Source organism: Paenibacillus sp. JCM 9796, assembly GCF_055379675.1.
Map to the genome: position 1 here is coordinate 3,563,136 of NZ_AP043723.1, position 20,014 is coordinate 3,583,149.

Annotated in this window: 17 protein-coding genes and 4 pseudogenes; 16 read left to right on the top strand and 5 right to left on the bottom strand. The window is 47.2% G+C overall.

Annotated features, from left to right (window positions below; translation table 11 throughout):
- From nikB to ACZ439_RS17195, 8 genes and pseudogenes are all read left to right on the top strand, one after another.
- Positions 1–945: a nickel ABC transporter permease gene (gene nikB, locus ACZ439_RS17160; protein WP_054799916.1), complete on the top strand. Its 945-nt coding sequence runs from the start codon at positions 1–3 to the stop codon at positions 943–945.
- Entirely contained in the window at positions 942–1,814 is an 873-nt protein-coding gene (nikC, locus tag ACZ439_RS17165; RefSeq protein WP_464619969.1) for a nickel transporter permease, read from the top strand. The genes nikB and nikC overlap by 4 nt, the downstream gene beginning before the upstream one ends.
- Before the next feature lie 33 nt (positions 1,815–1,847).
- The gene (locus ACZ439_RS17170; protein ID WP_054799915.1) at positions 1,848–2,792 is read left to right on the top strand and encodes an ATP-binding cassette domain-containing protein; all 945 of its coding nucleotides are present in this window, start codon (positions 1,848–1,850) and stop codon (positions 2,790–2,792) included.
- Positions 2,789–3,568 carry an ABC transporter ATP-binding protein gene (locus ACZ439_RS17175; protein ID WP_054798178.1) on the top strand — a complete coding sequence of 260 codons (780 nt, stop codon included), beginning with the start codon at positions 2,789–2,791 and terminating at the stop codon, positions 3,566–3,568. The genes ACZ439_RS17170 and ACZ439_RS17175 overlap by 4 nt, the downstream gene beginning before the upstream one ends.
- Before the next feature lie 30 nt (positions 3,569–3,598).
- Positions 3,599–4,096 carry a DMT family transporter gene (locus ACZ439_RS17180; protein ID WP_054798177.1) on the top strand — a complete coding sequence of 166 codons (498 nt, stop codon included), beginning with the start codon at positions 3,599–3,601 and terminating at the stop codon, positions 4,094–4,096.
- Positions 4,097–4,109: 13 nt separating this feature from the next.
- Positions 4,110–4,256: a hypothetical protein gene (locus tag ACZ439_RS17185; protein ID WP_280531822.1), complete on the top strand. Its 147-nt coding sequence runs from the start codon at positions 4,110–4,112 to the stop codon at positions 4,254–4,256.
- Positions 4,257–4,577: 321 nt separating this feature from the next.
- Positions 4,578–5,090, top strand: a pseudogene (thyA, locus tag ACZ439_RS17190) (thymidylate synthase); the annotation flags it as partial.
- A gap of 461 nt (positions 5,091–5,551) precedes the next feature.
- Positions 5,552–6,736, top strand: a complete 1,185-nt coding sequence (locus ACZ439_RS17195) for a ComEA family DNA-binding protein (RefSeq protein WP_464619970.1) — start codon at positions 5,552–5,554, stop codon at positions 6,734–6,736.
- Positions 6,737–6,845: 109 nt separating this feature from the next.
- Here the strand turns inward: ACZ439_RS17195 and ACZ439_RS17200 are convergent, their stop codons facing one another.
- Positions 6,846–7,709 carry an IS3 family transposase gene (locus ACZ439_RS17200; RefSeq protein ID WP_464621111.1) on the bottom strand — a complete coding sequence of 288 codons (864 nt, stop codon included), beginning with the start codon at positions 7,707–7,709 and terminating at the stop codon, positions 6,846–6,848.
- Positions 7,710–7,732: 23 nt separating this feature from the next.
- On the bottom strand, positions 7,733–8,023 hold the full coding sequence (locus ACZ439_RS17205; protein ID WP_464619971.1) for a transposase: 291 nt from the start codon (positions 8,021–8,023) through the stop codon (positions 7,733–7,735).
- Between the two features lie 232 nt (positions 8,024–8,255).
- Between ACZ439_RS17205 and ACZ439_RS17210 the strand changes: the two are divergent.
- Positions 8,256–9,082 (top strand): annotated as a pseudogene (locus ACZ439_RS17210) (SEFIR domain-containing protein).
- Here ACZ439_RS17210 and ACZ439_RS17215 read toward each other — a convergent pair.
- Positions 9,011–9,496 (bottom strand): annotated as a pseudogene (locus ACZ439_RS17215) (alcohol dehydrogenase catalytic domain-containing protein); the annotation flags it as partial. The pseudogenes ACZ439_RS17210 and ACZ439_RS17215 overlap by 72 nt on opposite strands.
- A gap of 549 nt (positions 9,497–10,045) precedes the next feature.
- Positions 10,046–10,292 (bottom strand): annotated as a pseudogene (locus tag ACZ439_RS17220) (IS110 family RNA-guided transposase); the annotation flags it as partial.
- Between the two features lie 407 nt (positions 10,293–10,699).
- Between ACZ439_RS17220 and thyA (ACZ439_RS17225) the strand changes: the two are divergent.
- Positions 10,700–11,494, top strand: a complete 795-nt coding sequence (gene thyA, locus ACZ439_RS17225) for a thymidylate synthase (protein WP_464619972.1) — start codon at positions 10,700–10,702, stop codon at positions 11,492–11,494.
- Positions 11,495–11,690: 196 nt separating this feature from the next.
- Here thyA (ACZ439_RS17225) and ACZ439_RS17230 read toward each other — a convergent pair whose 3' ends face one another.
- Positions 11,691–12,464, bottom strand: a complete 774-nt coding sequence (locus ACZ439_RS17230) for an IclR family transcriptional regulator (protein WP_464619973.1) — start codon at positions 12,462–12,464, stop codon at positions 11,691–11,693.
- Positions 12,465–12,659: 195 nt separating this feature from the next.
- On the opposite strand from ACZ439_RS17230, the gene ACZ439_RS17235 reads away from it, so the two are divergent.
- From ACZ439_RS17235 to ACZ439_RS17260, 6 genes are read left to right on the top strand one after another with little or no spacing between them, the layout of a single operon-like run.
- On the top strand, positions 12,660–14,474 hold the full coding sequence (locus tag ACZ439_RS17235; RefSeq protein ID WP_127608778.1) for a thiamine pyrophosphate-requiring protein: 1,815 nt from the start codon (positions 12,660–12,662) through the stop codon (positions 14,472–14,474).
- A gap of 41 nt (positions 14,475–14,515) precedes the next feature.
- The gene (locus tag ACZ439_RS17240) at positions 14,516–15,079 is read left to right on the top strand and encodes a TRAP transporter small permease (RefSeq protein WP_127608777.1); all 564 of its coding nucleotides are present in this window, start codon (positions 14,516–14,518) and stop codon (positions 15,077–15,079) included.
- The gene (locus tag ACZ439_RS17245; RefSeq protein WP_155615056.1) at positions 15,076–16,356 is read left to right on the top strand and encodes a TRAP transporter large permease; all 1,281 of its coding nucleotides are present in this window, start codon (positions 15,076–15,078) and stop codon (positions 16,354–16,356) included. The genes ACZ439_RS17240 and ACZ439_RS17245 overlap by 4 nt, the downstream gene beginning before the upstream one ends.
- A 26-nt stretch (positions 16,357–16,382) precedes the next feature.
- Positions 16,383–17,456, top strand: coding sequence for a TRAP transporter substrate-binding protein (locus ACZ439_RS17250; protein ID WP_464619974.1), 1,074 nt, complete (start codon positions 16,383–16,385; stop codon positions 17,454–17,456).
- 57 nt (positions 17,457–17,513) lie between these two features.
- Positions 17,514–18,458 carry a ketopantoate reductase family protein gene (locus tag ACZ439_RS17255; RefSeq protein ID WP_464619975.1) on the top strand — a complete coding sequence of 315 codons (945 nt, stop codon included), beginning with the start codon at positions 17,514–17,516 and terminating at the stop codon, positions 18,456–18,458.
- A gap of 15 nt (positions 18,459–18,473) precedes the next feature.
- Positions 18,474–19,934, top strand: a complete 1,461-nt coding sequence (locus ACZ439_RS17260) for an aldehyde dehydrogenase family protein (RefSeq protein ID WP_054797994.1) — start codon at positions 18,474–18,476, stop codon at positions 19,932–19,934.
- The last annotated feature ends 80 nt before the right edge of the window (positions 19,935–20,014 follow it).

Consider the following 20,014-nt stretch of genomic DNA (forward strand, 5'->3'; position numbering starts at 1 on the left):
GTGCTGAGACTGGTCAAAGCGCGGATGCTGCAATTGGTTGTCGTCCTGTTTATATTATCGCTGGTGACGTTTTCCTTGATGAAGCTCGCGCCCGGGGATCCTGTCCTTCGGTTATTACGGGCGGACGAAGTTCATGTAACGCAAGCCGATGAAGCCGCGCTCCGGGAGGAGCTCGGCCTCAACCGGCCAATATACGTGCAATATTTGGAATGGATGTCTAATTTGCTCAGGCTTGATTTTGGAGATTCGTTAATTAAGGGGAAGCCGGTTTTGGACGAAATGGCGGATCGTCTCCCCGCAACCGTGCAGCTAACGATGGGCGGTTTAGCGGTCATGCTCCTCCTTGCCGTGCCTCTCGGCATGCTGGCTTCGAAATTTCCGGGCGGTCTTCCCGATCAATTGGGACGAATATTTGCGCTTATTGGCGCTTCCATGCCGCTATTCTGGGTTGGTCTCATCATGATTTATATCTTTGCCTTCAAACTGCAATGGTTCCCCACAATGGGACACGGCGGCTGGCGTGAATTCGTTCTTCCTTCCGTCTCGCTTGGTTTCGGATTGGCGGCGGTACATGCGCGCTTGCTGCGCTCCGGCATGCTCGACAGCTTGTCCCAGGAATATATACGCGCGGGGCGGGCAAGAGGCATTTCGGAGTGGCGTATATTTTTCCGGCATGCGCTGCGTGCAGCCCTCATCCCGGTATTGACGGTATTTGGCATGACTTTCGGCAGTTTGGTTGCAGGCTCGGTTGTCATCGAGACCTTGTTCTCTTGGCCAGGCTTGGGAAGTATGGCGGTTGAAGCCATATTCCAGCGGGATTATCCGTTGGTTCAGGGATATCTGATGCTGTGCGGAGCCTTTATTATTATCATAAATCTGGTCGTCGACCTGATCTATGGCATCCTTGATCCCCGGATTCGCCTGCACAAGGGGGGAACGGCATGAACGGTTCTGGTTCTGCAGCGGTCCCATTCACTCGGCATGCCCGTCCCACGGTATTCGGAAGCATGCTGCGCGATCCGATGGTTATGACCGGCATGAGCATTTTGCTTGCCGTGCTGATCTTAACGCTGGCGGGTCCTTTTCTTATTGCGAACGATCCGGTCACCGTAAACATGTCGGAGCGGCTCCTTCCGCCCAGCTGGGAATACCCTCTCGGCACGGACCATTTGGGCAGATGCCTCTTCACCAGACTCGTGACGGGAGCGGAAACGACGCTTGGCATCTCGGCGCTTATCATCGTGATGGTGATGCTGATCGGCATTCCGTCAGGATTGTTATCCGGTTATATCGGCGGCCGCGTCGATGCCCTCCTGATGCGGATCGTCGACGGGATGAGCGTTCTGCCAGACTTTATGCTGGTCATCGCCATATCCGGGTTTCTGGGCCCCAATCTCCAAAACATGATTATAGCCATCGTGCTGATCAACTGGATCGGGTATGCAAGAGTGGTTAGAAGTATCGTACTATCCGAGCGGGAGAAGGAATATGTATGGGCGGCTCGCGTCGCCGGTTGCAGCATGTGGACGATCCTGAGACGGCATTTGCTGCCGCAAATCATTCCGCCGGTTCTGGTTTTTGGGGCATTGGATATCGGCAAAACCATTTTGGTCATTTCCGGGTTGTCCTACCTGGGCCTGGGCGCCCAGCCTCCGTCACCGGAATGGGGGGCTATGTTGAACGATGGACGCACATATTTTCAGACGGCTCCTCAACTGATGATCTATCCGGGCGTCGCGATTATGCTGGTCGTCATTTCCCTGAATTTGATCGGAGAAGGGCTGAGGGACATCCTTGATGTTCGCGGCCAATAGTTTTTGGCTTAACAAACGGAAAGGAGGCGGCATATGCAACTGCTTGAACGTCAAGCAAGCGGGGTCAGGGAAGAGGACGGAAGCTTGCAATCTTTCGAAGCGCCGGTTTCCCCGACAAATCCCGTCCTGCAATTGAACGGGTTGACCGTCCAGATTAGACATAAAACCGGTGTCGATTCCATTATTCAGGATATATCGTTTGACATCCATCCGGGGGAAACGGTCGCTCTGGTTGGGGAAAGCGGCAGCGGGAAAAGTGTGACGGCCGGAGCCATCCTGGGGTTACTGCCGAAATCCATGCATGTGGCGGCCGGACAGATTTTGTTTCAGGGCGAAGACATTGTGCAGTGGCCGACCCCAAAGCGGAGAAAACTGTGCGGCAGTCATATCGGGTACGTATTTCAAGACTATCAGGGAAGCTTCACGCCCTTTATGAAAATGGGGAGCCAGTTGGTGGAGACGCTTCGCACGCATCGCAAACAATCGTATAAGCAGGCGAAAGCGGCGGCCCTGGCATGTCTCGAGCAGGTTGGCCTGCCGGCGGAACGCGCGTTTGACAGCTATCCGTTCCAATTGAGCGGCGGGCAGCTTCAGCGGGCCGCATTGGCAGCGGGCATGATGCTTCAGCCTGCGCTTCTGATCGCGGATGAACCGACTACTGCGCTTGATGTGCTGACGGGTGAACGAGTTCTCGATCTGCTTGACCGGATGCAGCGTCAGATCGGCTGCGCCGTTCTGTTCATCTCGCACGATTTGCATCACGTCATGAAGCGGGCGGATAACGTTGCGGTCATGCGCAGCGGCATGATCGTCGAAAGGGGGGCGTCGTCGGCGATTCATGGACGCGCCAAGCATCCGTACACGCGAATGTTATTGAATGCGAAGCCGCTTCTTTCGGAAATCCCGCCGGACTTCGACCTGGAAGACGATGAACACCTATTTGAGTCCATGCACCGGGCAGGAGGGGGACCGGTATGAATGAACTGATGAGCGTCGAGGGGATCAGCAAAACATACACGGGTAACGGCCGTAAGATTGCCGCTTTGCAAGGCGTTTCGCTGCATATCGGAGAAGGAGAATGTCTTGGCATCGTTGGCGAAAGCGGCAGCGGGAAGAGCACGCTAGGGCGGCTTTTGCTTGCTCTGGAACGGCCGGACGAGGGGGATATCAGGTTTCAGGGTGTGTCCCTCACAGGATTGAAAGGCAAAGCGTTACGCACAATGAGACAGCATATTCAGGTTGTCTTCCAGGATCCCACCGCATCGCTGAACGGGCGGCTTCCCATCTGGCGTTCCGTCATGGAGCCGCTCGATAATTTCCCCAGCGTGATTCCTCCGTTCCTCGCCGATACGAGGAAATCCCGAAGAGAGACAGCCGCCAAGCTGCTGGAGATGGTCGGTCTGCATCGGGATTATGTGGAGCGATATCCGCATGAGCTGAGCGGCGGGCAGAGACAGCGCGTCGCGATCGCACGCGGAATCAGTTTGAACCCGAAGCTGCTCATTTGCGATGAACCGACCTCCAGTCTGGACGTATCGGTGCAAGCCCAAATCCTGAAGCTGCTGAAGAGCCTGCAGGTTAAGCTCGGGATGTCCTATTTGTTCATTTCTCACGATATAACGGCTGTTCGAATGATCAGCAACCGGATCATCGTGATGAAAGAGGGACAAATTGTGGACCGGTTCCAAAGCGATCAGATCACTAGCGAAGACCGGCACGCCTACACGCGTTTGTTGATTTCCGCTGCCGGGTAACCGGTAAAATAAAATCTTAGTCGAGGGTAAATGAAAAACGGCGTCATTTTTGCAATGCTATCTTCCCTTATTTTTAGCGTGATGAATGCACTGGTTAAAGAAGTCAGTTCTACGATTCCTTCATCGAAGGTTGCCTTCTTCCGAGGGTTGATCGGCACGGTCATAATCTGGTTCATGATGCGCCATAGCGAGGTTGCTTTCTCAAGGCGCGGGATTTCTATGCTCGTCTTGCGGGGCGTGCTTGGCGCGCTTTATTTAATTGCCTATTTTTATACCATTTCCAAAATCCCGCTTACGGACGCCAGCATATTGGCGCATTTGTCGCCGATCTTTGTCATCATCATGTCGGCCATTTTCCTGAAGGAGAACATATCCGGGAAGATCGCGCTGATTTTACCGATCATATTCATCGGCGCGCTGTTGTTGGTCAAGCCGTTCGACTACTCCAGCTACTCGGTTTACGCTTTTGTCGGTGTTTTGAGCGCGATGCTGGCTGCAGCTGTATTTAACCAAAGCGTTCACCCATGAGAAAGCCGTTGTCGTGGAGGTCACCCGCTATATCGGGATTGTCTATAATGCGATGCGGGGCTTTCTGTTTTGGGGCGAAGTTCCGGGCATTGTCACAATAGCAGGAGGCGTCCTGATTGTGGCCGGTTGTATGGCGTTGTCCAGGGTGGAGCCTGCTTAAGAGTTGAACCATCGAAAAGTCGTCCGTTATTGCGGACACAAACGCCAAGGAATCGCTCCCATATCAAAAAGAACGCATAGGTATCATGATAGATTCCGTAACAGAAGTCGAAGCTTACAATAGGGTGTCAGCTCTTCACAGTTGATTCGAACATTCCGAGCAGAATTAATCGGAGTTGGCTTTCAAGTTTCAGAGATTATGAATATAATAAGAGATGGTAGTGAGGTGGACAGAACGACTTTTGAAAAAATAGAGGGACTTGATCAAGGGAAAATTAAATGCCTTCGTCACGGCGCAAAGTTCTATCTTATGAGGTGAATAATGAAAGCTTATTTAGATCTTCTTAGGGATGTTTTAGATCATGGAATAAAGAAGGATGATCGCACGGGTACAGGGACGATTTCCGTTTTTGGTAGACAGATGCGAATGAATCTTAAAGAAGGCTTCCCGCTCCTGACTACAAAGAAGCTTCATATCAAATCCATCGTTCATGAACTGTTGTGGTTTTTAAGCGGAAGTACGAATGTAAAGTATTTACGTGACCATGGTGTGACGATATGGGACGAATGGGCTGACGAAGAAGGAAATCTCGGTCGAGTCTATGGCGCTCAGTGGAGAACGTGGCAAGCGCCAAACGGTCAAGTTATGGATCAGATCTCAAAGTTGATTCATCAAATAAAGACTAATCCCGATTCTCGCAGACACTTGGTTAGTGCATGGAACGTTGCAGAAGTGGAGAACATGGCATTACCGCCTTGTCACTATGCGTTTCAATTCTATGTTGCAAATGGCCGACTATCCTGCATGTTCCAAATGCGATCGGTTGATACTTTTTTTTTCGGTAGTAAAAAATATTGATGAAGACAGGAGGGAATTGATATAAAAGTTGTGGGTGTAGCCCAAGCGGGAGCGTCCAGAAGTAGGAAACGGTAATTTGTAAATCTTCAAAATAAACCAGTGATCAATCGGAATTATTTTAATATCATCTAATAGTAGCGTACTAAAATATTATGTTACAGCATACGACACATGTGGAGTGTTGCTCACTGTTGGTAAGGAAGGACTAATAGTTGAGATGTATTGGCGGATAAGATTAAAGGGTGGGGAGAAATCCCTACTCTTTTTTACTTATATACGGAAATGTAAGCAGAAATTTCGTGCTCCTACTTTGGAAAATATGGTAGGATTATGTCGAATGAATAAATTTGGATATTGTTATTAGAAGCTCAATTATAGTGAGAGTTTTTAGAAATCAGCTATTTTGAGTTATTATTCTAGGGGAGAGGGATAGCTGAATGCAATCAAAAACTACTCAAGAAGCTATTATCGTGCTAAAAGAATCTATAAAAGAATTAGAAAGTTCCAAGGCTAGTGTACTTGTTGGTATTCAAAAGTTATTGAGAGTATCAAAAATGATCAACGATGAGAGTTGTATTATTTGGTGCGAAATTCAAATGGGAAATACTAAGTATATTAAACCTCTGGAGAACTATATTGAAATATTAGTTGCAACGAATAAGAGCAAAACTAAGATTAATATAAAGAAGTTAACAGAAGTTAGAGAAGAACTAAAAAAATTGGAAGTAGATATAGATGAACATTGCTCACTTGAAGAGCTAAATGTAAAAGCAAATAAATCAGGTGGGGGATACATAAATATCGGATTTATAGAGGAGAGATATAACGATCTTGTAAGAACAAAGAAAGGTAATGATGGTACTTTCTATAAAAACAATTTAAATAATCATTTGAATTATGTCAGAAAGACAGCACATGAAAAAGCATCCTTATTGTACAATACGCTCGCTTTTTCTGACGCTCCACAATCAGCTTTTGATATTTTGAAAATTGCTATTGATGATAAATTACTTGATATTAACCCTGAACTCGCAGAGAAATTAATGCAGGCATTTAAATCAGTGTCTACTGATAATCCAGAGGAGTGGTCACATGCCCTAACTTCTTGTAGAAGACTCATAGAAAATTTAGCTGATGAATTATCTCCTGCAACAGATGAACTATACAATGGGCGCTCTTTAGGAAGAAATCAATATATAAATAGAGTATGGGCTTTTATGGATAAATCCATTTCAAGTGAAAGTAATAGAGATCTAGCTAAGACTCATGTCGATTTTGTTGGTAGTTATCTACAAAGATTGCATAAGTTGACCAATAAAGGTGTCCACGCTCAGCTATCTAGAGCGGAAGCTATTAAGGCTGTTTTTCACATTTATTTAATTTGCGCTAGTATTCTTGAATATCATGATGAACCCCAAAAAGGAGTATCGGAGAAAATGAATATTCACACAGCATCACTTGATGAACTTGAGGCTGTTCTAGATATTAATAGAAATATGGCAAAAGAAATTGTGAAAATGCGTGTAGCTAAAGGACGTTTAAGTTTGGATGATATAAGTACTATTAAAGGTGTTGGTGCAAAAACAATAAGCAAATTTCAAGATACTGTTAGCTTTGACTGATAAGCCAATCTAAACATCCCATATAATTGATATAATGATATTCCTTGGTCAAGTCTATGGAGTTGTCAATAAAAGTGCAGTTTGAAAACACACTCATGTAGAAATCCAGTTACGCAGCTGCTTGTGACAGCATTCTTTCGCGATAAATAACTGGCGGCCAGCCCCCTGGATTAGAGGTGTAGATCCGCCGTCTGTTGTAGTAGACCATGATGTATCTGAAGATGATCGATTTAATATAGGCCATCGGATAGCGCTCCGTGTTGATCTTGTATAGCTTCTCTTTCTTAAGCGTAGCAAAAAAGCTTTCCATCCTTGCGTTATCATAGCAACGCCCTGTGCCACTCATGCTTTGAATGGCGTCACGTTTAGCCAGGCTCTCCCGGAAAGCATGGCTCGTGAACTGGCTGCCTCTATCGCTATGGTAAATCATTCCGCGAGCGTTTCTCGCTTTACAGGCGTTCTCAAAGGCTTGGATGCAAAGCTCCTTGCGCATGTTGTCGTCCATGGCGAGGCCCACGATCTCTCCGTTGTAACAATCCAGTACAGCGGACAGATATAGCTTGCCGTCTGAACAAGGAACTTCGGTGATATCCGATAGCCACTTTTGGTTGGGTGCTGAGGATCTGAAGTCTCTCTGGATCAGGTTCTCGCTCTTTTGAGCTTCGGCATCCTCGCGTGTAACGCCGTTTGGATGACGCTTGGCTTTCTTCAGCAGGCCGTGCCTTTTCATAATTCGATAGACGGTGCTGTAGCTGGTCGTGATCTCTATTTGTGACAGCGCCAGTAGAATACGCTGGACACCGTAATTACTATTGTCTTCATGTTCACCGATGATTTCTTTGATTTTGACCAGAAGGCGTTGCTGCCGCTCCTGTTTCGGTGTGGGCTTCAAGCTACGGTAATAGCCCGATTCGCTGACAGCAAGTACTTCGCACATCTCCTTGACGGTCCATCGATCCCGTCGTTTACGGATGTAAACATAGAGCTGGCATGCCTTTACCGCTTCCGGTCTTTTGCGAAAAAACCGAGTGCGTCCTTGAGAATTTCATTCGCGCGGCGCAACTCGCCAATTTCTCTTTCTAATTCGATTTCACGCGCAGTCTTATCGGCAGATGCATAAGCGCGTCCGCTCCCGATATGCGCTCCGTCGCCGTGCAGGGTTCTTCGCTTTCTCCATTCCTGCAAGGTATAGTAGGATACGCCTAACTGCTCGGCAGCCTTCTTTGGTCCAATCTCATCGCTCAATCGTACTGCTTCTTCTTTGAATGCTTTGTCGTACCGATTCATTGTATCTCGTCCCCTCGTCAGCTTTCATTTTATTTCATACGAGGGTGTTTTTCGACTGCATTTTTATAGTAGCACTCCACTATGCATGTGGATTGTTACTCACTGTTAGTCAGGAAAGACTAATAGTTGAGGTGTATTGGCGTAGCAGAGAGTAACATCATCTCTGCTTTTTTTCTTACTGTATATAATATGGTAAAATATTCACTATAAAATTGCAGGGGGTTATTAAGACATGGTAAGTGAGGAAGATATTCCTAAGGTATTTATTTCGTATTGTTGGACATCGGATCAACATAAAAATTGGGTTCGTGTTCTAGCAGAAAAGCTAATCTCTGAAACTGGTGTATTTGTTATTTTGACCAATGGGATCTTGAGATAGGACATGATAGATTTCATTTCATGGAAGATAGTATCAGGAAAGCTGATAAGGTATTAGTTATTTGTGATAAAAAATATTGCGAGAGAGCTAATGATAGAGCCGGGGGAGTTGGGACTGAGACTAGAATAATTACTCCTGAAGTCTATGGAAGTACTAAGCAAGATAAGTTCATTCCGATTGCTTTGGAACTTAAAGAGAATGGTGATTATTTACTCCCAGACTTCATGAACAGTCGGTTGGCTCTAGCAATGATTAAAGAAGAAGATTTCGAGAGTAACTATAAGCAATTAGAAAGGTTGATATGGCAAGAGCCATTATTGAAGCCACCAGTAAGAGGGAATAAGCCTGTTTTTGATTCGAGGAATGCTGACGAAGTGAATTTATCTAAGATCAGACCATTGTTAAATCAGCTTAATGAAGAACGAGTGATTTGGTTACTTCCGCGAGGTTTTTTACATTATACAGATATTACATATCAAAGCCATGACTCTTGGGCTGTAGTAGTTTACTACTATAACTATGATGGCGAGAGTATACACGGCACTCATTACCACGAATCATATTCGAGAAGATGGGACGATAAGATAGAATCCCAATATAGTAAACTTTGCCCCGATGATCAGCAGGGATTTTTCTTCGTTGGAGCCCGAATCTTGAGAAATCGACATTCGGGTAAATAATGCTTCCCAAGCTGTGATAGAGGTTAAAGGAAGAGCTGCCGCTTCCGCGAAATTCAAGGAAGTTGGTTTGCGCCCTACAATCCGTTCATCAACCAGATGGTATTCACTGTTTCCGCCTTGTCGTGTAATGCTGCCCGCATAAAAAACTTCATCCCCCGGACGGAACAACGAGCAGTCCGGTCCCGCCTCTTCAACAATTCCTGCAACATCCCAACCTAAAATTTTAGGAACTTCTTCAACTCTGTCTTTAGGCGCACGTACCTTAGTGTCAACCGGATTGACCGATATGGCGATAACTTTGACCAAAATGTCACGACCGGTCGCTCTTGGTTTCTCCACAACTACATCTACTAAGCTTTCTGGATTTTCAATTGGAAGGTATCGGGTTAGTCCTACCGCCTTCATTGTAGCCATAATAAACCACAATCCTTTCCTTACTAGTATACCCTTTGTAAGGTAATGTTTAAAATACTGTTAGCCGTTACAAACAGCGCGGGGAACCATACGGAGAAGAGGGAATATCACATGCTTATTTCTAACCATTTAATATGGTAGTAATTAATTGCGCTCCCTCAGTATGATTTAATTTCACACGAATGCTCGCTTATTCGCAGGATTTCACCCTTGTTGAAAATAGTTAACGGATTTTATGTAGACTGAGACCGTTGGACCAGCGTTGTGAAGGCATGCAGGAATAGAGGCGAGCAAAGATTCACCTATTTTATTCCATATGTTGCACGCATTCTCCACACAGCCTTTGTAGGTTTTCGCTCCCATGTCTCAACGGGTCTAAGCCCTTTCATTCCTCGTCATACCTATCCAAAGGGTGGAGGCCGGTCTTTCTAACGGAACGGGTCGGTGCCCTATTGCGCAACGCATCCGGTACTCCGTGCTTTCTTTGAAATCCTGCGAATAAGCCAATAATCGATTAACCGGACAACATAATTCCAAGAGAGCTTACAATCAGGCTGCGGTCAAAGCTGCGGTCTGTACTTTATCTGGACGGTAGGCATCGCCTGCGCGTGCCATTGCCACCAAGATGCGAGCCAGTTTTCATAATCGACCTCATTTTCTTTAGTTTCTTAACATGAACATTGTGCTTGTGCATGGCTTTGAATTCCGAATTATTCATCACAAGGCTTATGGTCATCATAAATAGAAAGCGTTTAAGGCGGGGACGTCCGCGCTTGCTCAAAACCAACCAATTCTTAAGGCTACGAAGACAGGATGTTCTACATCATATGAACTTGTTTGTCTTAAGGGTTGTATCTCCAAAAGGCATCGTACGTAAGATCCTCTCTTCATATAAATATACTTAGGGTAGTAAATGAATACCTAAACGAAAGAGATGATTCGAGCGAATACTTATTTCTTAAGGATCAAGTAAAAGCGTTAGGCCTTCGTCAACTCCAAAAAATTTTAGCGATGTATCAAGTGAATTCCCGTCAATTACGACAGACATTTGTTTCAGAATTGATAAGGTTGAATTACACAATGTCTGAAATTTCTAGTTTAATGTATGGCAACGATGTTATAGTTAAAAACCTTGATTCGTTATATAATGATATTTAATAATGTCTTACGCCGCGGCGAAGAAAGTATCTGCAGAGGTGAACAATGAAAGCATATCTAGATTTACTTAGTGATGTACTAGAACATGGCGTTCGTAAAGAGGATCGAACCGGAACAGGCACCATTTCCGTTTTTGGAAGACAAATGAGAATCAATTTAGCTGAAGGCTTTCCACTGCTGACAACAAAAAAATTGCATATTAAATCAATCGTACATGAACTCCTGTGGTTCTTAAGCGGTAGTACGAATGTTAAATATCTGCGTGAGAATGGTGTTACCATTTGGGACGAATGGGCCGATGAGGAGGGCAATCTTGGTCGAGTCTACGGTGCTCAGTGGAGGACCTGGCACGCCCCTAATGGTAAAATCATTGATCAAATAACGAATGTCATAAATCAAATAAAGACCAATCCCGATTCCCGTAGGCATTTGGTCAGTGCTTGGAATGTCGCAGAGGTAGACCAGATGGCTTTACCTCCTTGTCATTATGCTTTTCAATTTTATGTAGCTGACGGCCGGCTGTCCTGTATGTTCCAAATGCGGTCTGTTGATTCCTTCTTGGGACTTCCATTTAACTTGGCATCATATGCACTCCTAACTCATATGGTGGCGGAGCAGTGTGGTCTTGAAGTGGGTGACCTGATTTGGACTGGCGGTGATGTGCATATCTACTTAAATCATATTGAGCAGGTTCAATTGCAGTTAACAAGAGAGCCGTATCCTTTACCCAAACTTGTTATTAAACGTAAGCCAGACTCCATTTTTGATTATAAATTCGATGATTTTGAGTTTGAAGGATATCAGTCCCATCCTGGTATTAAGGCACCAATCGCAATATGAATAGTGCAACAGAAATGGAACTTTATGAATCGTCATAAAAAGTTTTTCCAGTAGATTTTGCCAGTTCAAAGAGGCGTATGGCTGCGCTTCTTTTTTTGTTTAGAAATAATACATGAACAAACAGGACTCCTATATGCATGTAGTTGATGTAAGGAATCGAATCATCATTCAACGAGTTACACGAAGTCGCCGGCGTTTATTTAAGCTGCTGGTAGCGCAGGGATATTTCTTTGGCTGCCTGCAGCACGTGTTTGGTCAGTAACGGTATGTTGTCCGGGGTGATGCGCTGGGCTGGTCCGGGCATGCTCACGGTTGCGACGACTTGCCCCTTGGCATTCCGGATCGGAGCGGCAATCGAGGTTATTCCCTCGTGCAACTCCCCTATGCTTACGGCATATCCTTGTTCCCTGACCTTGCGCAGTAACGCATGCATCAGATGGGCCTCCGTTATGGTTGTTTTTGTGTAGCGCTTTAATCCCTTGTTTATAATACGGTCTACGACTTCTTTCGGCTGATAGGCCAGAAAAACTTGGCCCGAGCTGGTGCAGTGGGCGGGGACCCTGCTGCCGATCTCGGAAAGCGCGGGAATGAAGTCCAGGCCGCCCACGATACGATTGAGAAAGATCACTTCATCCCCCCGAAAAATACCGAAAAGGACAGACTCCTTCGTCTTCTTTCCCAATTCGTGCAAGACAGGTAAGGCCGCTTGATGGACGGGCATCGTCGATGTGAGGACATTGCTTAATGCCAGAATCGAGATGCCGAGACGATACTGATTCGTATTCTTGTCCTTGGCGATAAAGCCTTCGCTTGCCAATGTCGTGACCAAACGGTGAACGGTGCTCTTGGCGATTCCGAGTTTGTCCGATAGCTCGCTAATCCCGAGCTCCGCTTCCTCCACCGAAAATACATTCAGCAGCCGTATTGCGTTTTGAACAGAGCTGAGCCGTTCGTCTTCTGGAGACTTCATCGTCATTTCCTCCTTCATCATGCACATCTGGTAAAGTCGAAGCTGAATTATTTCGCATTTGTTTAATATAGAAGAAAACTATAGTTTTAAAACAAGGAGTCAAATGCTATCATACATGTCAGGGGCAACAAAAGAAATGGCTTTCTGTAACCGCTTTATTAATGAAAGAATAAGCCAATTGAGAGGAGCTTCAACATGTCACAATCGATTACAGGCAACCCATCTCCGGCAGCGAATGTACTGGCGGATCGTGTAGAAACCGGCTTAAATAAAAAATATACCACGGCTACCGCATTTATGGAAGCGCTTCACGAGGCCGGCGTATCTTGCATTTTTGCGAATTTAGGGAGCGATCACCCTGCAATTATCGAAGAATGGGCGCAGGCTCAATTGCAAAACAAGGACTATCCCCGCATCATTATCTGCCCGCACGAGTTCGTCGCATTGAGTGCCGCACATACTTATGCGCAAATTAGCGGAAAACCGCAGGCGGTGTTTGTCCACGTGGAATGCGGTACACAAAATCTTGGCGGAGCCGTGCATAATGCGGCGAAAGGAAGAGTACCCGTCCTTATTTTTGCCGGGGCATCCCCCTATACCCAGGAAGGCGAGCTTGTCGGAAGCCGGAATGAACATATTCATTGGATTCAAGACGTGTTTGATCAACGCGGCATTGTAAGGCAGTACATGAAATACGATAATGAAATTCGCACGGGGAAAAATGTGAAGCAGCTTGTCCACAGGGCGATACAAATAGCGGAAAGCGATCCGAAAGGACCGGTTTATTTAGTGGCCCCGCGTGAAGTGCTGGAGGAAGAGACCCAACCGATTTCCAGCCGTCGAAGTGAATGGGAACCGTTGTCCCCGAGCGCGATTCACCCCGCTATGGTACCCGAAATCGCGAACGATCTGCTGAAAGCGAAAAAACCGCTTATCATAACTACCTATTTAGGAAGAAATCCGGAAGCGGTTGATGAACTTGTGAAATTTAGCGAGCGATTGGCCATCCCGGTACTGGAGTCGGCGCCCTATTATTTGAACTTTCCTGGAGATCATCCGTTGCAGGTCGGCTATCAATGGAACAAGCCGGGCCAAAACCCGATTCTTGCCGAGGCTGATCTGATCCTTGTTCTGGACAGTGATGTGCCTTGGATGCCGCTTCATAATAAACCGTCCAAGGATTGCACGATTTACTACATCGATATCGATCCGTTGAAAGAGAAAACGCCTTTGTGGTATATCCCGTCCAAAAGATCTTATAAAGCCGATTCTTTTGTGGCCCTGCAGCAATTGAACGCCTATTTGGATACGGTACGCGACCAGATCGATGACAAAGCCGTACAGGAGCGTTATCAACAATTTACGGAGATTCATAACCGGCAGCGGGAAGAATGGAACCGTCTGGAGCAGCTGAGCGACAGCTCCGTCATTACTCCGGAGTATTTGACAGCGTGCATTCGGGAAGCCATTGACGAGGATACGATTGTACTGTTTGAAACCATTACGAATTATGAGACCGTCAGCAAGCATTTGCCCCGCACGAAACCCGGTACGATTTTTGGAAGCGGTGCAAGCTCTTTAGGATGGCATGGCGGAGGAGCGATCGGCGCCAAGCTGGCGGCTCCTGATCAAACTATCGTCAGTCTTACGGGAGACGGCTCTTATATTTTCAGCAATCCGACACCCGTTCACTGGGTTTCCAAGAAATACAATACGCCGTTTCTGACCGTCATTTATAACAATCATGGATGGGGAGCGCCCCGAATGTCTACGCTCGGCGTCCATCCACAAGGAATTGCCAGTCAGACGGATCAATTTTGGGTCAATTTCGATCCAACGGCCGAATTGGCTAAAGTAGCTGAAGCGGCAGGCGGGGCTTATGCGAGAGTCGTTGAAAAACCTGGCGAATTGATGGAAGCGATCGTGAGCGCTTTGCAAATCGTAAGAGAAGGTCGATCCGCTGTACTTGATGTACGTTTGCCTCAGGTTTCCAAGCAGAGCACGAATTAGGATCCATGGCACTTGTGTAACGACCCTATGGAGGGAACTCGATGAAAAATATATCCAAGTTGTTAAATAACTCCTTGAATATTATGATTGCGCTTTCGCTGGCGTTCATGTGCTTCCTGGTTTTTGGCAATGTGGTATTGCGCTATGCGTTTAACTCAGGAATTACATGGTCTGAGGAAATGTCGCGCTTCTTGTTTGTGTGGATGATATTTCTGGGTTCAATCGGGGCGCTGAAGGATAAGCAGCACCTCGGGGTAGAGATGCTGGTCAAGAAGCTGCCGCCCACGGGAAAGAAGATCGTGTACACCATAAGCAATGTGTTGATTCTCTTTGCATTGTGGCTGATTTTTGAAGGCAGCTGGAAAATGGCCCTGCTCAACCAGGACAGTAAAGCTCCTGCTACCGGATTGCCTATGATCTATTTATACGGTGTCGGTATGATCATGAGCGTGGCGATGGCCATTGTTGTTCTTGTTCATTTGTACCAGGCGTTTTTTCAAAAAGATGCGATTCATGAGCTTACTCGCCTGAAGGAATCGGAAGAAGAAATGCTCGGGGGAATTTATGATCAGGGACAGAGTCTACCGGGAGGAAACCGATCATGACCATTACCATCTTCCTTGGTTCGCTGATGGGGGCTATGGCTTTAGGCATGCCCATCGCGTTTGCCTTATTGATCAGCGGTGTCGCTTTAATGCTCCTTCTGGGCATGTTTGACAGCCAAATCATTGCCCAGAATTTGTTTGACGGGGCGAACAGCTTCCCGCTCATGGCCGTCCCCTTCTTTATCCTCGCGGGTGAATTGATGAATGCGGGGGGAATTTCGAATCGTATTATCAATTCCGCCTTGTCTTTTGTCGGACATATTCGAGGGGGGTTAGGCTATGTAGCCATCATCGGCAGTGTCATATTTGCCGGTTTATCCGGATCGGCTTTGGCGGATACAGCCGCACTTGGCGCGATATTGATCCCGATGATGGTAAAGGCCGGTTACGACAGAAACCGTTCAACCGGTTTGATTGCAGCGGGCGGGATTATCGCGCCGATTATCCCGCCGAGCATTCCGCTGATCATCTTCGGGGTTACGAGCGGCGTATCGATTACCAAGCTCTTTCTGGCAGGCATAGTCCCGGGGATTCTGATTGCCGTAGGGCTGGTCATTACCTGGACCATTATCGTTCGCAAAGATAAGGTCGACGTGCTGCCCCGCAGCTCCTTCAAGGAAAAATGGCAGGCGACGAAACAAGCCTTTTGGGCGCTCCTGCTGCCGCTTATCATTATCGGAGGGCTGCGCGGCGGAGTGTTCACCCCAACCGAGGCAGCGGTCGTCGCCGCATTTTACGCCTTATTTGTCGGCCTGGTCATCTACCGTGAATTGAAAATCGAAAATTTGTACCATATCCTCGTGACTTCCGCCAAAACGACGAGTGTGGTCATGTTCCTGGTTGCCGCATCCATGGTGTCGGCATGGCTGATTACGGTAGCCGATATCCCGGCTCTTATCACGGATTTACTGGGTCCGTTTGTTGAAAACAAGCTGGTGCTGCTCCTGTTGATTAACTTATTGGTTTTACTGGTTGGAACAGCTATGGATTTAACGCCTACCATTCTCATTTTGACGCCGGTTCTGATGCCGATTATTGAAATGGCCGGAATTGACCCGGTTTATTTCGGGATTCTCTTCGTGCTCAACAATTGCATTGGTTTGCTGACTCCGCCGGTAGGGGCCGTATTGAACGTTGCATGCGGTGTAGGGAAAATCGAAATGGAAGATATCATGAAGGGGATTTGGCCTTTCTTGCTCGTTGAAGTGCTGATTCTGCTTTTATTGATCCTGTTCCCGTCTTTGGTTACCGTTCCGCTGCAATGGATGACTTCCTAAAAAAACTGATGAAATGAGGGGTTGCTGTGAAAAAGTGGGGGAGAAATGTAGTTGTCGGTTCGATTGTGTCCTGCTTGTTTGTTCTTACAGCTTGCGGCAGCAGTGGAAATAGCGGGGCGAACGGGTCATCAACGCCCGCTTCAAGCCAAACCGCCGGAACCAAGAACATCCAATCGCGTGTCATGAAGGCCGGGATTGTTAGCCCTAAAGGCCATCCGCAAGCCCTGGGTTTGGATAAATTCGCCGAAATCGTCGAAAAAAACAGCGGCGGAAAAATGAAAATTCAGAAATTCAATGACGGAACGCTTGGCGACGATAAAAAAATGATGGAGGCGTTGCAGGGCGGTCTGCAAGAAATAGCCGTAATCACCACGCCGCCGGTATTCGGAACGATCAAAGAATTTGGCATATTCGATTTCCCGTTAGTCTTCAAGAATGAGAAAGAAGCCGATGCCATCATGGACGGGCCTATCGGCAAAAAATTGCTGGATAAATTACCGGCGCATAATCTGGTCGGGCTTGCGTACTGGGAAAACGGGTTCCGCAGCATCACCAACAGCAAGCATCCGATTCAAAAGGCCGACGATTTAAAGGGCTTAAAGATTCGCACATTGCCGAACCAAATTCATTTGGAAGCCTTTAAAACCTGGGGCTCCAATCCGACGCCTATGGTATTCGCTGAAGTATTCGCAGCCTTGGAGAGCAAAGCGATTGACGGACAGGAAAATTCATTAGCCGTTATTGAATCGCACAAGCTGTATGAAGTGCAAAAGTATTTAAGCATCACGAATCATCTGTATGCTCCGTTCGTATTTCTTGTCAGCAAGAAGTACTGGGATCAATTATCGGATGAGGAGAAGAAGATTATACAGGATGCCGTTGCCGAATCGACGAAATTCCAGCGGGAAACCAATCGGTCCATGGCTAAGAAAACGTTGGAAAATTTAAAGAGCAAAGGCATGCAGGTCAATGAAATGCCGGCTGAAGAAGTAGCCAAAATGCAGGAAGTGACGAAGCCTCTCATTGATAAATTTTCGAAGGATGTCGGCGAAGATCTGGTGAAAGAGCTGTTCAGCGAGCTGGAGAAATTGAGAAAATAAGCGTCATGGGTGAATAATTGTACGTGATTGAGTTATAGGGGCAAGAGAGGTGCTGGAATGAAAATTGCAATTGCAGGCGCAGGCGCAATGGGATGCCGCTTTGGCTCGATGCTGTATGAGTCCGGGCAATCCGTGACCTTGGTGGACAACTGGCGCGAGCATGTGGAAGAAATCCGGAACAACGGCCTGCGCGTGATCCATGAGGGCGGAACGTCTGCATTTCCGCTGCAGGCCACAACAGATCCTGCCACAGTCGGAGTCGCCGATCTCGTGATTATATTCACCAAAGCGATGCATACGAAAACCGTTATCGTCAATATGCTGCCTATCATCGGACCGCACACCCAGGTGCTGACTTTGCAAAATGGGTTGGGCAATGTGGAAGCCATTACCGCTCATGTCCCTCGAGAACGTGTGATTGCCGGCGTTACCAATTTCGGTACCGAGCTGGTCGCGCCCGGAGTAATTCGTGCGCTTGGTTCAGGGGAAACCAGCATGATGCGCGTAGACGGACAAATCACCGAAGAGTTTCTATTGATTTGCGATAGGCTGAACAAGAGCGGTCTGCATGTAAAAATCGAACCGGACGTTATGAAAATTATTTGGAAAAAAGTCGCTTTTAACGCAGTATATAACCCTCTTGCCGCACTAACCCGATTGAAGACATTGGATATCGGCCGTTATGAGAAGTTTGACCGGCTCGCCTATGGCATCATAGATGAGGTCGTTGCTGTGGCGAAAGCGGAAAACGTCGATATCGATAGGGAGGACATTTATACATCGGTGCAAAGTGTGCTTACGCCGGAAATGTCGGGCGAGCATCTTACATCGATGCTGCAGGATGTGCTGGCCAAACGAGAAACGGAAATCGCTTTTCTCAACGGGGCGATTGCGGATAAAGCGGCACAATACGGCATTGCAGTTCCCTACAACACGCTGCTCAGTCATCTCATCCGCATGCTGGAAACCACCTATTCCAAACAAGTCGAAGTTCTTAGATGAGGGGAGTAATCGCAAATGACACGTTATGAAGAGTTAAATCGGAGTTTTATTAACGGCCAATGGACAGAAGGCAGGAGTGACCGAACTTACGATATATTAAATCCATACGATGGTTCAACTGTTGCTTCCGTTCGTTTAGCGACAGCAGCGCAGCTTCAAGAAGCGTTTGAAACGGCGAAGAAAGCGCAGAGGGAATGGGCCCAAACTTCTGCGGATGAAAGGAAAGAGATCCTGCATAAGGCAGCCGAATATTTAAAAGCGGACCGTGAAGCGATCGTGGATGTCATTGTTCGCGAAACGGGTGGAAGCGTCTTAAAAGCGAACGTGGAGCACCATCTTGCTTTGGAAGTGCTAGAGGAAGCCATTCATTTTGCGGACGAAATTTATAAGGTGAGAGAAGTTCCTGCTGCGATCGAAGGAAAGGTCAATCATATTCATCGGCTGCCTCTAGGCGTTATCGCATCGATTTCACCTTTCAACTTCCCGTTGAACTTATCGATGAGAACCATTGCACCGGCTATTGCCTTGGGGAACAGCGTCGTACACAAACCCGATATTCAAGTGGGCTTAACCGGAGGCTCTATCATCGCCAAGGCATTCGAGCATGCCGGGCTGCCTGCAGGCGTATTGAATGTTATTTTAACGGATATAACGGAAATTGGAGACGGCATGTTAACGAATCCGCACGCCCAATTGATCAGTTTCACAGGCTCGACGGCGGTGGGAAGACACATTGGTGAAATCGCCGGCAGAAACTTAAAGCGTGTCGCACTTGAGCTTGGAGGAAACAGTCCGTTTGTGGTGTTGTCCGATGCCGACGTCGATCGCGCGGTGGATGCGGCTGTCTTCGGGAAGTTCATTCATCAAGGACAAATTTGCATGATTATTAACCGGTTTATTATCCACAAGGATAAATATGAGGAATTTGTGCAGAAGTTTGTCGAACGGGCCAAGGCAATTCCTTATGGCGACCCAAGAGATCCCAAGACCGTTATCGGTCCTCTCATTAATGAGCGGCAGCTTGAAAAAGCGATCAACGTTATTGAAGAAGCCAAACGTGAAGGGGCGAAGGTTGCCCTGGAAGGGGAACGTATCGGCAACGTACTGACGCCCTATGTATTTACGGAAGTGAGCAACTCCAGCAAACTTGCCCAAACCGAGCTGTTCGCGCCTATCGCAACGATGATTAGAGCCGATACGGACGAAGAAGCCATCCGGATGGCGAACGATACGGAATACGGCTTAAGCTCGGCCATCTTTACGAGTGATTTGGCAAAGGGAGAAGAGCTGGCCCTGCAAATCGACAGCGGCATGACGCATGTTAACGACCAAACCGTGAATGACAGCCCGACGATTCCATTCGGAGGCAACAAAGCAAGCGGTTTAGGCCGGTTTGGGAATCCGTGGATTGTAGAGGAGTTTACCGTTACCAAATGGGTCTCGGTCCAACAAACTTACCGCAAGTATCCGTTCTAAATCCAAACAAGGCGACCGTTTCACGTCATGAACGTGAAGCGGTCGCCTTGTTTGTGCGGGCGGCTGCCGTTCTGAAGCCT

Coding starts and splice junctions, on each gene's coding strand:
- nikC (WP_464619969.1), top strand. CDS start 942: ATGAACGGTTCTGGTTCTGCAGCGGTCCCATTCACTCGGCATGCCCGT.
- ACZ439_RS17170 (WP_054799915.1), top strand. CDS start 1,848: ATGCAACTGCTTGAACGTCAAGCAAGCGGGGTCAGGGAAGAGGACGGA.
- ACZ439_RS17175 (WP_054798178.1), top strand. CDS start 2,789: ATGAATGAACTGATGAGCGTCGAGGGGATCAGCAAAACATACACGGGT.
- ACZ439_RS17180 (WP_054798177.1), top strand. CDS start 3,599: ATGAAAAACGGCGTCATTTTTGCAATGCTATCTTCCCTTATTTTTAGC.
- ACZ439_RS17195 (WP_464619970.1), top strand. CDS start 5,552: ATGCAATCAAAAACTACTCAAGAAGCTATTATCGTGCTAAAAGAATCT.
- ACZ439_RS17205 (WP_464619971.1), bottom strand. CDS start 8,023: ATGAATCGGTACGACAAAGCATTCAAAGAAGAAGCAGTACGATTGAGC.
- thyA (WP_464619972.1), top strand. CDS start 10,700: ATGAAAGCATATCTAGATTTACTTAGTGATGTACTAGAACATGGCGTT.
- ACZ439_RS17230 (WP_464619973.1), bottom strand. CDS start 12,464: ATGAAGTCTCCAGAAGACGAACGGCTCAGCTCTGTTCAAAACGCAATA.
- ACZ439_RS17235 (WP_127608778.1), top strand. CDS start 12,660: ATGTCACAATCGATTACAGGCAACCCATCTCCGGCAGCGAATGTACTG.
- ACZ439_RS17240 (WP_127608777.1), top strand. CDS start 14,516: ATGAAAAATATATCCAAGTTGTTAAATAACTCCTTGAATATTATGATT.
- ACZ439_RS17245 (WP_155615056.1), top strand. CDS start 15,076: ATGACCATTACCATCTTCCTTGGTTCGCTGATGGGGGCTATGGCTTTA.
- ACZ439_RS17255 (WP_464619975.1), top strand. CDS start 17,514: ATGAAAATTGCAATTGCAGGCGCAGGCGCAATGGGATGCCGCTTTGGC.
- ACZ439_RS17260 (WP_054797994.1), top strand. CDS start 18,474: ATGACACGTTATGAAGAGTTAAATCGGAGTTTTATTAACGGCCAATGG.